This window comes from Mesorhizobium sp. M4B.F.Ca.ET.089.01.1.1, assembly GCF_004022605.1.
Classification (GTDB): Bacteria; Pseudomonadota; Alphaproteobacteria; order Rhizobiales; family Rhizobiaceae; genus Mesorhizobium; species Mesorhizobium abyssinicae.
On record NZ_RZOS01000109.1, the window covers coordinates 3,171 to 14,531 of the forward strand.

At 65.7% G+C, this 11,361-nt stretch carries 12 protein-coding genes and 1 pseudogene; 2 read left to right on the forward strand and 11 right to left on the reverse strand.

The features are described from left to right. From EN780_RS40615 to rsfS, 3 genes and pseudogenes are all read right to left on the reverse strand, one after another. Positions 1 to 245: pseudogene (locus tag EN780_RS40615) on the reverse strand (hypothetical protein); the annotation flags it as partial. 258 nt (positions 246 to 503) lie between these two features. Further along, positions 504 to 986: a 23S rRNA (pseudouridine(1915)-N(3))-methyltransferase RlmH gene (gene rlmH / locus EN780_RS13150; RefSeq protein ID WP_127284555.1), complete on the reverse strand. Its 483-nt coding sequence runs from the start codon at positions 984 to 986 to the stop codon at positions 504 to 506. A gap of 69 nt (positions 987 to 1,055) precedes the next feature. Next, on the reverse strand, positions 1,056 to 1,433 hold the full coding sequence (gene rsfS / locus EN780_RS13155) for a ribosome silencing factor (RefSeq protein ID WP_127284554.1): 378 nt from the start codon (positions 1,431 to 1,433) through the stop codon (positions 1,056 to 1,058). Positions 1,434 to 1,676: 243 nt separating this feature from the next. Between rsfS and EN780_RS13160 the strand changes: the two genes are divergently transcribed. Further along, positions 1,677 to 2,534, forward strand: a complete 858-nt coding sequence (locus EN780_RS13160) for a mechanosensitive ion channel family protein (RefSeq protein WP_127310251.1) — start codon at positions 1,677 to 1,679, stop codon at positions 2,532 to 2,534. Between the two features lie 22 nt (positions 2,535 to 2,556). Here EN780_RS13160 and EN780_RS13165 read toward each other — a convergent pair whose 3' ends face one another. The 5 genes from EN780_RS13165 to obgE all read right to left on the reverse strand — a co-directional run bounded on the left by EN780_RS13165 (position 2,557) and on the right by obgE (position 8,256). Continuing rightward, the gene (locus EN780_RS13165) at positions 2,557 to 3,846 is read right to left on the reverse strand and encodes an MFS transporter (RefSeq protein WP_128274184.1); all 1,290 of its coding nucleotides are present in this window, start codon (positions 3,844 to 3,846) and stop codon (positions 2,557 to 2,559) included. Between the two features lie 85 nt (positions 3,847 to 3,931). After that, complete coding sequence (locus tag EN780_RS13170; RefSeq protein ID WP_127394277.1) at positions 3,932 to 4,519, reverse strand: nicotinate-nucleotide adenylyltransferase; 588 nt, start codon at positions 4,517 to 4,519, stop codon at positions 3,932 to 3,934. Between the two features lie 249 nt (positions 4,520 to 4,768). Further along, positions 4,769 to 6,055 (reverse strand): glutamate-5-semialdehyde dehydrogenase, encoded by a 1,287-nt coding sequence (locus EN780_RS13180; protein ID WP_128274188.1) that lies wholly within the window; start codon positions 6,053 to 6,055, stop codon positions 4,769 to 4,771. 3 nt (positions 6,056 to 6,058) lie between these two features. Then, a complete protein-coding gene (gene proB / locus EN780_RS13185) occupies positions 6,059 to 7,225 on the reverse strand; it encodes a glutamate 5-kinase (protein WP_127390820.1) in 1,167 nt (388 codons plus the stop codon). 2 nt (positions 7,226 to 7,227) lie between these two features. Next, entirely contained in the window at positions 7,228 to 8,256 is a 1,029-nt protein-coding gene (gene obgE / locus EN780_RS13190; RefSeq protein ID WP_127284549.1) for a GTPase ObgE, read from the reverse strand. A 249-nt stretch (positions 8,257 to 8,505) separates the two neighbouring features. On the opposite strand from obgE, the gene EN780_RS13195 reads away from it, so the two are divergent. Continuing rightward, a complete protein-coding gene (locus tag EN780_RS13195; RefSeq protein WP_128274190.1) occupies positions 8,506 to 9,369 on the forward strand; it encodes an endonuclease/exonuclease/phosphatase family protein in 864 nt (287 codons plus the stop codon). 176 nt (positions 9,370 to 9,545) lie between these two features. Here the strand turns inward: EN780_RS13195 and EN780_RS13200 are convergent, their stop codons facing one another. The 3 genes from EN780_RS13200 to EN780_RS13210 all read right to left on the reverse strand — a co-directional run bounded on the left by EN780_RS13200 (position 9,546) and on the right by EN780_RS13210 (position 11,307). Further along, positions 9,546 to 10,133 carry a GNAT family protein gene (locus EN780_RS13200; protein WP_127309311.1) on the reverse strand — a complete coding sequence of 196 codons (588 nt, stop codon included), beginning with the start codon at positions 10,131 to 10,133 and terminating at the stop codon, positions 9,546 to 9,548. Positions 10,134 to 10,252: 119 nt separating this feature from the next. Further along, positions 10,253 to 10,522 (reverse strand): 50S ribosomal protein L27, encoded by a 270-nt coding sequence (gene rpmA / locus EN780_RS13205; RefSeq protein WP_126057796.1) that lies wholly within the window; start codon positions 10,520 to 10,522, stop codon positions 10,253 to 10,255. A gap of 101 nt (positions 10,523 to 10,623) precedes the next feature. Next, entirely contained in the window at positions 10,624 to 11,307 is a 684-nt protein-coding gene (locus EN780_RS13210; protein WP_127309310.1) for a 50S ribosomal protein L21, read from the reverse strand. Between the last annotated feature and the right edge of the window lie 54 nt (positions 11,308 to 11,361).

An 11,361-nucleotide genomic window follows, 5' to 3' on the forward strand; every position in this document is an offset into this window, starting at 1 on the left:
GTGATCGAGGCATGATCCTTCTTGACCGCCGCAATGTCGGCGGCGAGCTTGGCCAGCCGCTCGGACGAGAGCGTGATTTCCTTCGAGACCTGTTCGTATTCGGCCCGGCTCCGGTCGGGATCGGGCGCTGGATCAAGGGTGTTTTCCGCCGCCAGGGCCGGACGGAACGCAATCAGCGCGGCGACAAATGTCAGGCCGCAGCGGCTGCGCCAGGCGCGCGTTCTCGAATTCCAGCCTTCAGACATCAGGCCCAGACTCTATCCGCCGCTTCGTTAACGAACCATCAACCATGATGGAGAACCCACAACTACCGTGATGTCGGGCCATTGAGGCGGAAATTCGGAGAACTGCGTGTCTTCCGATCGCGCTTCCAGGGTCCTCAGGTCCTCGGCCAGGCGTACAGGCACGTCCATCCGATCATGCAGGATGCTCATGACGCCGATCCGGCCGCCGGAAAGCTTGGGCCGAGCGTGCTGACCCTGGCGTGTCCTTTGGCCGCGACATCAGGAGCGATGGTAGGGGTGTCCAGCAAGAATCGTCGCGGCCCGGTAGAGCTGCTCGCCCAGCATCACCCGCACCAGCTGATGCGGCCAGGTCAGCGCGCCGAACGAGACCACCAGATCGGCCTGGTCGCGCAGCGACTGGTCGTGGCCGTCGGCGCCGCCGATGGCGATCACCAGCGCCTTGCGGCCGCTGTCGCGCAGCAGGCCGAGGCGGCCGGCGAATTCCTCGGAGGAGAAGCTCCTGCCGCGCTCGTCGAGCAGGATCAGCGCCGTGCCTTGCTGCAGCATCGTCTGCAGCTTCTGGCCTTCCTCGCGCCGGCGCTCGTTGGCGGTCTGGGCGCGGCCTTCGGCAATCTCGACGAGGCCGGCATATTCCAGCCCCACCGCCGGGCCGCTCCTAGCGAAGCGCTCGAAATAGCGGTCGGCGAGTTCTCTCTCGGGGCCGGCTTTCATCCGGCCCACGGCATGAACGGTGATCTTCATCCTTGCCTCGAAGAGCCGCTAGTGCATGTCACCCAGGGATTCGGGGACACGCACCCCAACGGTTACGGCTCAGTGAAGGGTCTCTTCCTCGAGGTCCGGCGCCTGCCACATCTTTTCGAGATTGTAGAATTCGCGGACTTCGGGACGGAAGACATGGACGATGATGTCGCCCGAATCGATCAGGACCCAGTCGGCGCTGGCCAGCCCCTCGACGCGCGCCATGCCGAGGCCGGCATCCTTGAGCGCCTTGAGGAGATGATCGGCGACAGCCGAGACATGACGGTGCGATCGGCCCGACGCTACGACCATGTAGTCGCCGAGGCTCGATTTCCCCTGGATGTCGATTGAGACGATGTTTTCGGCCTTGGAGTCTTCCAGACTGGCAAGGACTGTCTTGATGGCGCGGGACACGGCGTCATTTCCGCTGATCCCGGCCGGCGAAGGCACGATGTCGGCCTTCTTCCGCAGTGCTGTTCTCAGTGTCTTTCCTTTCGCAGCAAGAACAACCAAATCACCCGTCAAATCAGGTGACACCACTTAGATAGGCAGAGTTCCGTTGCAGTTTCAAGACGGTGGCTCCGCGCTCGCCGACGCGACCCCCTCCGCTTGGTTCCGCAAAGCGGGAAAAAAGTCGGGAACCCATGGCGTCCACATGGGTTATCGGCTCGCCCACCAACCGGATTTCCCACAATGCCGATCGATCCCCAGGACACGCTCCTCTCCGTGCAGGCTGGCCTCGCGCAACTCAGCAGCCTGATCGTCTCCTACTCCTTCTCGGCCGTCGGCGCCGTCATATTGCTGGTCGTCGGCTATCTCGTCGCCGGCCTTGCCGAGCGCTCGATCTTCGCCGGCCTCGGTCACATCCACGGCTTCGACGCGACGCTTCGCCATTTCTTCTCGAAGATCGTGCGCTACGCCATCCTGATCCTCGTCGTCATCATGGTGCTCGGCCAGTTCGGCGTGCAGACCGCCTCGATCATCGCCGCCATCGGCGCCATCGGCCTCGCCATCGGCCTGGCGCTGCAGGGCACGCTGCAGAACATCGCCGCCGGCATCATGCTGCTTGCGCTGAGACCGTTTCGCATCGGCGAGTATGTCGAGGTCGGGCCCATTTCCGGCACCATCGAGGAGATCGGCCTGTTCGCGACCCGGCTGCGGACGGTCGACGGCGTCTATGTGCTGGCGCCCAATTCGACGCTGTGGAACCAGCCGGTGCGCAACTACACGCGCAACGGCGTCCGCCGCGGCGACGTCACACTGACCATCGGCTCCTGGAACGACATCGACCTCGCGCAAAAGACGATGCTCGCCGTCGCCGCCACCGAGCGGCGCGTCAGGCGCGAGCCGGCGCCAATCGCCTTCGTCGCCACGGTCGGCGACAGCGGCGTCGCCATCAGCCTGCGCTACTGGACTTCGTCCGCCGATTTCTTCGCCACCCAGATCGATCTCACCAAACGCGCCAAGCAGGCCTTCGACACCGAAGGCATTTCCGTCCCGGTGCCGCCGCCGGAGGCATCGCACCAGGAACCGCCCTCAACCAGGCAGTAGCGCAAGCTGTCGACAACGCGCCTCAATTGCCGGGGCGAGGCTGCTCGTCCGGCGCGAAGGCAAGCTCCACCGGCAGCGGCGCCTGCGCGCACATCGGCGCGAAGCTGCCTGTCGCGGTGGCTGGTACCGGCCGTGCCGCCAGCACCCGCCACGACACGAACAGGCAAAACGCCGAGGCGATGACGATGCCGACATAGATGAACGTCCCGGTGCCATAGACCGCGGAAAGCCCTGTCACGATGCCCGGCACCACAAACCCCGCCAGCGACCATGCAAACAGCATCGAGCTCGACAGGGCGAGCAGATCGTCCTTGCCGGCGCGATCGGCGGCATGCGCGCTGGACAGCGAATAGATCGATTCCGACGCGCCATCCCAGATCAGATAGACCACGAGCAGGACGGCCAGCGCGCCGCCGTCAAAGGCGATGGCGAGCAGGCTGGCAACGAGGGCAAGCAGTGCCGCGCCAATCAGCACATAGCGCCGGTCGGTTCGGTCCGAGATCCAGCCGAGCGGTATCTGCAGGATCAGCGTGCCGACCGGCATGGCCGACAACAGCAGCGCCACATCCGCCTGGCTGTAGCCCTTGGCGGTGGCATGGATCGGGGCGAAACCGGAAATGATCATCGACAGGCCGCCGACGGCGAACATGCCCGCCACCCCGACCGGCGAGATCCGCCAGGCGCGGCCGAGCGCCACCGAGGCCGCCTGCGGCGGCGGCGGCTGCGCCAGCCGGGTCATGCCGACCGGCAGGATCGACAGCGCCGTGCAGGTAATGCCGATCAGCGGCGCTGCCGCGGTGCGGATGTCGATGGCGGCGAGCGTCGCATAGCCGACGCCGAGGCCGGCGACATAGGCGACGTAGAACACCGCCATGACGCGGCCGCGTATGGCATTGGGGACGGCATCGTTCAGCCAGCTCTGGGCGACGATGAACAGACCGCAAATGGCAAAGCCGTAAAGCGCGCGCGCCGCGATCCAGATAAGCGGGATCGGGCCAGCGCCGATCGCCGCGTTGGAGAGCGCGATCAGCGCCGAAAGCACCATGAACGCGCGGGCGTGACCAACTCTCCGGACGAGAGGCCCGGTCAGGATGCAGCCGGCGAGCCCACCGGCCGAAAGCCCGGTGACGATCAGCCCGGCCCAGGTCGGATCGAAGCCGTCGGCGCCGAGCCGCACCGGGATGAAGGCGAACATCAGCCCGTTGCCGATCGCGATCAGCGCCATCGACGCCACGACGCTGGCAATGGCGATCAGCGGCGCCGGCTGCCTGCCGTCATCTGGCTCGATGGGGGTGCGGTTCTTCTCCAGCATTCACGCAGCATCGCCGACCTACAGGGGAAAGGCCGCCGCAAAAGCGACATGGCCGAACTTTCCCCTTCTGGGGAGAAGGGACGTTTCAGCTCCTTGCCGCCTTGCGGATGGCGCTCGACGACAGCGACGAGCGCGGGCCGTGGATGAAGGTCCAGGCCGGCGCCTTCATACGGGCAAGCCGCGGCGCGTCACCCTCGTCGACGCGGGCGTAGTCGAAGGTCTTGGCGACCACCGAGGAGAGGAACGACAGCGTCGCGCCCGGGCGGTCGATGACGGCGATGGGGAAGGTCATGACGATCTGGCGCCAACGCTGCCAGCGATGGAAATCGCGAAGCGAATCGGCGCCCATGATCCAGACGAAGTCGACGCCGGGATTGCGCGCCTTGACCAGCGCCAGCGTGTCGGCGGTGAAACGGATGTGTTGAGCGGCCTCGAAAGCGCTGACCTTGATCTTCGGATTTTTTGCGATCTGCTCGGACAGCTGCAACCGCTCGGCCAGCGGCGCCAGCTCGCGCGTGCTCTTCAGCGGATTGCCCGGCGTCACCATCCACCACAGCTGGTCGAGCGCCAGCCTTCTCAGCGCGATCTCGGCGACCAGCGCGTGGCCGGCATGCGGCGGATTGAACGAGCCGCCGAACAGGCCGACGGCAACGCCCTTGCCGGCATGCGGCATGCGCAGATAGTGCGCGGGGACGGCGGGCTGGGGGGACGAGAGCACGGTGCTAGGCCCCCCTCTCTGCCCTGCCGGGCATCTCCCCCTCAAGGGGGGAGATCGGCAGCTCGTCCGCAGGCGCAAATCTTATGACGTAGGCGATTGGCGAAGCCCTATGCGCAAGTTGATCTCCCCCCTTGAGGGGGAGATGGCCGGCAGGCCAGAGAGGGGGCCCTGGGCGCAAGCTTCAACCTCTAGCGGCAAATAGCATCAAGGCCTCACCTGTCCCGACCCGCGCACGCGGTATTTGAACGAGGTCAGCTGCTCGACGCCGACCGGTCCGCGCGCATGCATCTTGCCGGTGGCGATGCCGATCTCGGCGCCCATGCCGAACTCGCCGCCATCGGCAAATTGCGTCGAGGCGTTGTGCAACAGGATCGCCGAATCGATCTCGTTGAAGAAGCGCTCCACCGCTTCAGCGTCCTCGGCCAGGATCGCCTCCGTATGGTGCGAGGAGAAGCGCTCGATATGCTCGATCGCGCCGGTGACGCCATCGACCAGCTTCACCGCGATAATGGCGTCGAGATACTCGGTCACCCAGTCGGCATCGGTCGCAGGACTGGCCTCGGAGAACGCCTTCAGCACCTCGGTATCGGCATGGATTTCGCATCCCGCCGCGCGCAGCGCCTCGAGAATCGGCACCAGATGCGTTCCCGCCGCAGCACGGTCGACCAGCAGCGTCTCGGCCGCGCCGCAGACGCCGGTGCGCCGCATCTTGGCGTTAACGGCGATCTTCACCGCCATGTCGAGACCGGCAGAGCGGTCGACATAGACATGGCAGATGCCTTCGAGATGGGCAAAGACCGGCACCCGCGCCTCGCTCTGCACACGCTCGACCAGGCTGCGGCCGCCGCGCGGAATGATCACGTCGAGATTGCCGCCGAGGCCTTTCAGCATCTCGCCGACGGCGGCGCGGTCGGTGGTCGGCACCAGCTGGATCGCATCCTGCGGCAGGCCGGCCGCCTTCAGCCCCTCGACCAGGCAGGCATGGATCGCCGCGGACGAGTTGAGCGAATCCGAGCCGCCGCGCAGGATCACCGGATTGCCGGCCTTCAGGCAGAGCGCGCCGGCATCGGCCGTCACATTTGGCCGGCTCTCATAGATGACGCCGACGACGCCGAGCGGCGTGCGCACGCGCTCGATATGGAGTCCGTTCGGCCGGTCCCATTCTGCGATCACGTCGCCGACCGGATCCTTTAGCGCGGCGATCTCGCGAATGCCGTCGGCCATCGCCTCGATGCGCGACGGTGTCAGTTTCAACCGGTCCATGAAGGAACCGGAAAGGCCGGATTCCTCGCCATTCGAGACATCGATGGCGTTGGCGTCGAGAATCGCCTGCTCGTTGCGAAGAATGGCTTCGGCCATGGCGACAAGCGCGGCGTTCTTGGCGGCGGTGGTGGCAATGGCCAGCGGTCGGGCTGCGGCGCGCGCCTGGCGGCCGATATCGGCCATCAGCGCCGCAGTGTCGTCTCGGGATTTCTCATGCAGCTTCAGCATGGCTCATCCTCCGCTTCGGCCGGCCAATACTTGATCAACGGCCAATACTTGATCACTCGAATGGCTCACCACAAGGTCGTCGCGGTGGATCATCGCCGAGCGCGCCTCGTAGCCGAGCACGGTTTCGATCTCGGCCGTCTTCAGGCCTGCGATCCTTACGGCATCGGCGGCATCGTAGGCAACCAGGCCGCGCGCGATCTCGCGGCCCTCGGGCGATAGGATCGCCACCGTATCGCCGCGCGAAAAATTGCCGCTGACCAGCTTGACGCCCGCCGGCAGCAGCGACTTGCCCGATAGCAGCGCGCCGATGGCGCCGGCATCGACGGTGAGCCGCCCCGCCGGTTCGAGCTGCCCGGCGATCCAGGTCTTGTAGCCCTTCACCGGATTGGCGCTCGGCTTGAAGAAAGTGGCCCGTTCGCCGCGTTCGATCGCCATCAGCGGCGACAGCCTGGTGCCCGACGTGATGACCATGGCGGTGCCGGCCGCATTGGCGATCTTGCCGGCGTCGAGTTTTGTCCGCATGCCGCCGCGCGACAGCTCGGAGGCGGCCGCACCCGCCATCGCCTCGATGTCGGGGGTGATGCGGTCGACCACCGGGATGAATTTCGCTTGCGGGTCCCTGGCCGGTGGCGCCGTGTAGAGCCCATCGATGTCGGAGAGCAGCACCAGGAGGTCGGCGCCCATCATCGTCGCCACACGCGCCGCCAGGCGGTCGTTGTCGCCGTAGCGGATTTCCGAGGTCGCCACCGTATCGTTCTCGTTGATGACCGGCACCGCCTTCATCTTGAGCAAGGTCGAGATCGTGGCGCGCGCATTGAGATAGCGCCGCCGCTCCTCGGTGTCGCCGAGCGTGAGCAGGATCTGGCCGGACTTCAGCCCGCCCTTGCCGAGCGCGTCCGACCAGGCGCCGGCCAGCGCGATCTGGCCGACGGCCGCCGCCGCCTGGCTCTCCTCAAGCTTCAGCGCTCTCTTTCCCAGGCCAAGGATCGTGCGGCCGAGCGCGATCGCGCCCGACGAGACGACGAGCACCTCGGCGCCGCCATGGGCGAGCCCGGCGATGTCGTCGGCGAGCGAATCCAGCCAGTCGCGCTTCAGCCCAGTGCCGCGGTCGACGAGCAGCGCCGAGCCGATCTTGACGGTGATGCGCCGGTATTTCTTCAGCGATTGCATGGTCACTGCCAGCGCGTGTCGACGGGCGCGGGAACGGCGTCGCGGGCCTCGGCCACGACAGCCATCAGCGCGCGCTGCACCGCTTCCACGCCTTCGCCGGTGACGGCCGACAACAGCAGCGGCGCGCGGCCGGCGGCGCGCTTCAGCGACGCTGTCTTCTTCTTGCGCGCCTCGGCGTCGAGGATGTCGATCTGGCTGAGCGCCACGATCTCGACCTTCTCGGCCAGCCCATGGCCATAGGCCTCGAGCTCGGCGCGCACGGTCTTGTAGGCCTTGCCGGGATTCTCTTCCTGGGCGGAGACGAGATGCAGCAGCACGCGCGTGCGCTCGACATGGCCGAGGAAGCGGTCGCCAATGCCCACGCCCTCATGCGCGCCCTCGATCAGCCCGGGGATGTCGGCGATGACGAATTCGCGACCGTCGATGCGGGCGACGCCGAGGCCGGGATAGAGCGTGGTGAAGGGGTAGTCGGCAATCTTCGGCTTGGCCGCGGTGACAGCCGCTAGGAACGTCGACTTGCCGGCATTGGGCAGGCCGACCAGGCCGGCGTCGGCGATCAGTTTCAGCCGCAGCCAGATGCTGAGCTCCTCGCCCGGCAGGCCGGGATTGGCGCGGCGCGGCGCCTGGTTGGTCGAGGTCTTGAAATGCTGGTTGCCGAAGCCGCCATTGCCGCCCTTGGCGAGCAGGAAGCGCTGGCCGACGACGGTGATGTCGCAGATCAGCGTCTCATTGTCCTCGGCAAAGATCTGGGTTCCGACCGGCACCTTCAGCGTGACGTCGGCGCCCTTGCCGCCGGTCATGTTGCGGCCCATGCCGTGCATGCCGGTCTTGGCCTTGAAATGCTGCTGGTAGCGATAGTCGATCAGCGTGTTCAGCCCGTCGACCGCCTCCGCCCAGACATCGCCGCCGCGGCCGCCATCGCCGCCATCCGGCCCGCCGAACTCGATGAATTTCTCGCGGCGGAACGACACCGAGCCGGCGCCCCCGTCGCCGGAGCGTATATAAACCTTTGCCTGGTCGAGAAATTTCATCGGATCTTCGGGTTTCTGCTATTGCGCTTGCGGGATTGCTCTAAAGCAATTCCAGGAAAAGTGTGAGCGGTTTTCCGTCCGGAATTGCGTAGGAAGAACGAGATAGAGCGGGTCGCCGTTTCCGGGAAACGCAGACCCGGTCCAATCAAGCGGGGCGAAGGGCGAGGCGATTTGCGACTAAAGCGCCGGATGCCCTTTTGCCAGGGACGCGGTAGCACTGTTGGCGGGCGGAGCTGGAGGGGCGCGGGAATGAAGCTTGTCACCTACAACATCCAGTACGGCATAGGTCTCGACGGCCGTTACGATGTTTCCCGCATCGCCGATGCCGTGCGCGGCGCCGACGTGATCGCCTTGCAGGAGGTCACCCGCAACAACCCCAGGAACAACAACCGCGACATGGTGGCCGAGCTCGGCGAGGCGCTGCCCGACTATTTTGCCGCCTATGGCAGCAATTTCGAGGTCAACATCTCCTCGCGCCTGGAGGCCGGCCGCGCCATCACGACCACCTTCCAGCTCGGCAACATGGTGCTGTCGAAGACACCCATTCATCTGTCGCGCAACCTGCTTCTGCCGCGCAGCCGCAGCCTGGAGGCGATGAACTTCCAGCGCGGCGCGCTCGAGGCGCTGATCGAGACGCCGCTCGGCTTCATCCGTTTCTACTCCACCCATCTCGATCATCGCAGCCCCGTAGAACGCCAGAGCCAGATCCGCTTCCTGCGCCAGCGCCTCCTGAACTATGCGCTGGAGGGCGGCGGCCTTTCCGGCATTCCCGAGATCGGCCTGCCGGACCTGCCCTACCCAGAAGCCTTCATCGTCATGGGCGACTTCAACATGCTGCCCGGCTCGGCGGAATATGCCGAGCTTGCCGGCCGCCCGGACCACGAATTCGGCATGCCCTTGACCGCCGACCTCGCCGTCGACGTCGCCGAGCGCCTCGGCGTCCCGGATCTCGCCACCTGGGTCGACCCGAAACGGCCCGACGATGCGAGCCGCCACAAGCGCATCGACTACATCTTCACCAGCGCCTCGCTCGCCAGGTCGCTGAAGCGCTCGTGGGTCGACCGGCAAGCGGTGGGTTCGGACCATTTGCCGGTCTGGGTCGAATTGGGCTGACCGGTTCTTTTGATCTCAGCTTCGAGGCGCGGCGCCTAGGCGTGTTGCTATTCAGGTCAGGCCGAGTCGAAAATGACCGTTTCCGAGAACCGGAGCGGAGCGTACTTAAGTACGTGAGCACCGGAAGCGCAGGAAACGGTCATTTGCAGGCCGGCCTCACCTGAATTTCAACATGCCTAGAAGTGGACCCAGTTCCTCAGACTGGTCCACGTCTTGCGATCGAGCCGGTAGCGCTCGACCGGCACCTGGCCGGCGACGATCGAGTTGAGCATGCCCTGGCCGGCATACTGGAAGCCGCACTTGTGGATGACCCGGCGCGAGGCCGGATTGATGACCCGGGTCGAGGCGTGCAGCACCTGGGTCGAGGTGTTCTGGAAGGCGAGGTCGACCAGCGCGTGCGCGGCCTCCGTCGCATAGCCGCGCTTCCAGTAGGGTTCGCCGATCCAGTAGCCGAGCTCCAGCCCGCGATCGGTGGTGTTCAAGCCCGCGCAGCCGACGAAGGTGCCGGTGCCGGCTAGCGTCAGCGCGTAGACGATGCCCGCCCGGCGCGACGACGCCATGGCCAGGAAGGCGCGCGCCTCGGCCTCGCCATAGGGATGCGGCATGCGGGCCAGCATCTCGGCCACGTGACGATTGTCGGCGAGCGCCACCAGTTGCCCGACATCGCTGTCGCGCGGGGCGCGCATCACCAGCCGCTCGGTGGCCAGCACCGGGCAGTCTATCGCGTAACTTTCGTCGTCCGTGTCTTCCGCTTCGGCAACCATTTTCAGTCCTCCAGGCAAAGAAAAAGGGGAGATGGAAACCCATCTCCCCTGATCCTTTTCCTGGCCTGGCCAGACACCGGTTCCCGAGATGGGTGCCGGTGTTGTGGTGCGGAAACCGGCTATTCCGCTGCTTTGGTAATCGGGTTCACCGAGACGTAGGTTCGGCCGTTGGCTTTTTTGTTGAAGGCGACTGCGCCGGCTTCGAGCGCAAACAGGGTGTGGTCCGTGCCCATGCCTACGTTGGTGCCCGGATGCCACGAGGTGCCGCGTTGACGAATGATGATGTTGCCCGGAATCACGGCTTCGCCGCCGAACTTCTTCACGCCGAGCCGCTTGGAGTGCGAGTCGCGACCGTTGCGCGACGAACCGCCAGCTTTCTTGTGTGCCATCTAACTAACTCCGATACGCCTCGAGGGCGTTTGAATGGTCTTATGAACGCGTTCGCGTTCCGTTTCAAGTCCGATCCGGCGATCGTTTCGCCGGATGCGCCTTACTTCTTCGCCAGCTCCTTGGCCTGCTCGCGCCAGTCCTTGATCTGGTCGGCGCTGAACGGCATGTGCTCGTCGATCTTGGCGACATCCTTGTCGGAGAGCTTGGCGAGCTGGGCGAAGGTGATGATGCCCTGCTCGTTGAGATCCTTGGCGGCAACCGGGCCGATGCCCTTGATCACGGTCAGGTCGTCCGGCTCGCCCTTCGGCGCCTTGAACAGCGGCGCGGCGGCGGCCTCGGCAGCGGCTTCCGCCTTCGGAGCGGCTTCCTTCTTGGCCTTGGCCTCCTTCGGAGCGGCTTCGGCCTTCGCCTCGGCGGCAACCTCTGCCTTGGTCTCCGGCTTGGCGGCGGCCTTCTTTGACGGCTTGGCGCCACCCAGCAGGATCTCGGCGATCCTGACGGTGGTCAGAAGCTGGCGGTGGCCGATCTTGCGGCGTGAATTCTGCCGGCGGCGCTTCTTGAAAGCGATGACGGTCCGGTTCTTGCCCTGCTCGACGACTTCGGCCGTGACCAGAGCGCCATCGACGAACGGCGCGCCGAAGGTGACGTTCTCGCCTTCGCCATGCGCCAGCACATTGCCGATCTCGACGATGTCGCCGACCTTGGCTTCGAGTTTCTCGATCTTCAGGAGATCGTTGGCGGCGACGCGATACTGCTTGCCGCCCGTTTTGATGACTGCGAACATTTTTTGCCTTTCGCTGTTCGGTCGGCCTCGATGAACCGCATCAAGCGGTTCGGC

Bases quoted from the DNA above. Each gene is read 5' to 3' on its own strand.
- rlmH (WP_127284555.1), bottom strand. From the start codon at position 986: ATGAAGATCACCGTTCATGCCGTGGGCCGGATGAAAGCCGGCCCCGAG.
- EN780_RS13160 (WP_127310251.1), top strand. From the start codon at position 1,677: ATGCCGATCGATCCCCAGGACACGCTCCTCTCCGTGCAGGCTGGCCTC.
- EN780_RS13165 (WP_128274184.1), bottom strand. From the start codon at position 3,846: ATGCTGGAGAAGAACCGCACCCCCATCGAGCCAGATGACGGCAGGCAG.
- EN780_RS13170 (WP_127394277.1), bottom strand. From the start codon at position 4,519: ATGCCGCATGCCGGCAAGGGCGTTGCCGTCGGCCTGTTCGGCGGCTCG.
- EN780_RS13180 (WP_128274188.1), bottom strand. From the start codon at position 6,055: ATGCTGAAGCTGCATGAGAAATCCCGAGACGACACTGCGGCGCTGATG.
- proB (WP_127390820.1), bottom strand. From the start codon at position 7,225: ATGCAATCGCTGAAGAAATACCGGCGCATCACCGTCAAGATCGGCTCG.
- obgE (WP_127284549.1), bottom strand. From the start codon at position 8,256: ATGAAATTTCTCGACCAGGCAAAGGTTTATATACGCTCCGGCGACGGG.
- EN780_RS13195 (WP_128274190.1), top strand. From the start codon at position 8,506: ATGAAGCTTGTCACCTACAACATCCAGTACGGCATAGGTCTCGACGGC.
- EN780_RS13200 (WP_127309311.1), bottom strand. From the start codon at position 10,133: ATGGTTGCCGAAGCGGAAGACACGGACGACGAAAGTTACGCGATAGAC.
- rpmA (WP_126057796.1), bottom strand. From the start codon at position 10,522: ATGGCACACAAGAAAGCTGGCGGTTCGTCGCGCAACGGTCGCGACTCG.
- EN780_RS13210 (WP_127309310.1), bottom strand. From the start codon at position 11,307: ATGTTCGCAGTCATCAAAACGGGCGGCAAGCAGTATCGCGTCGCCGCC.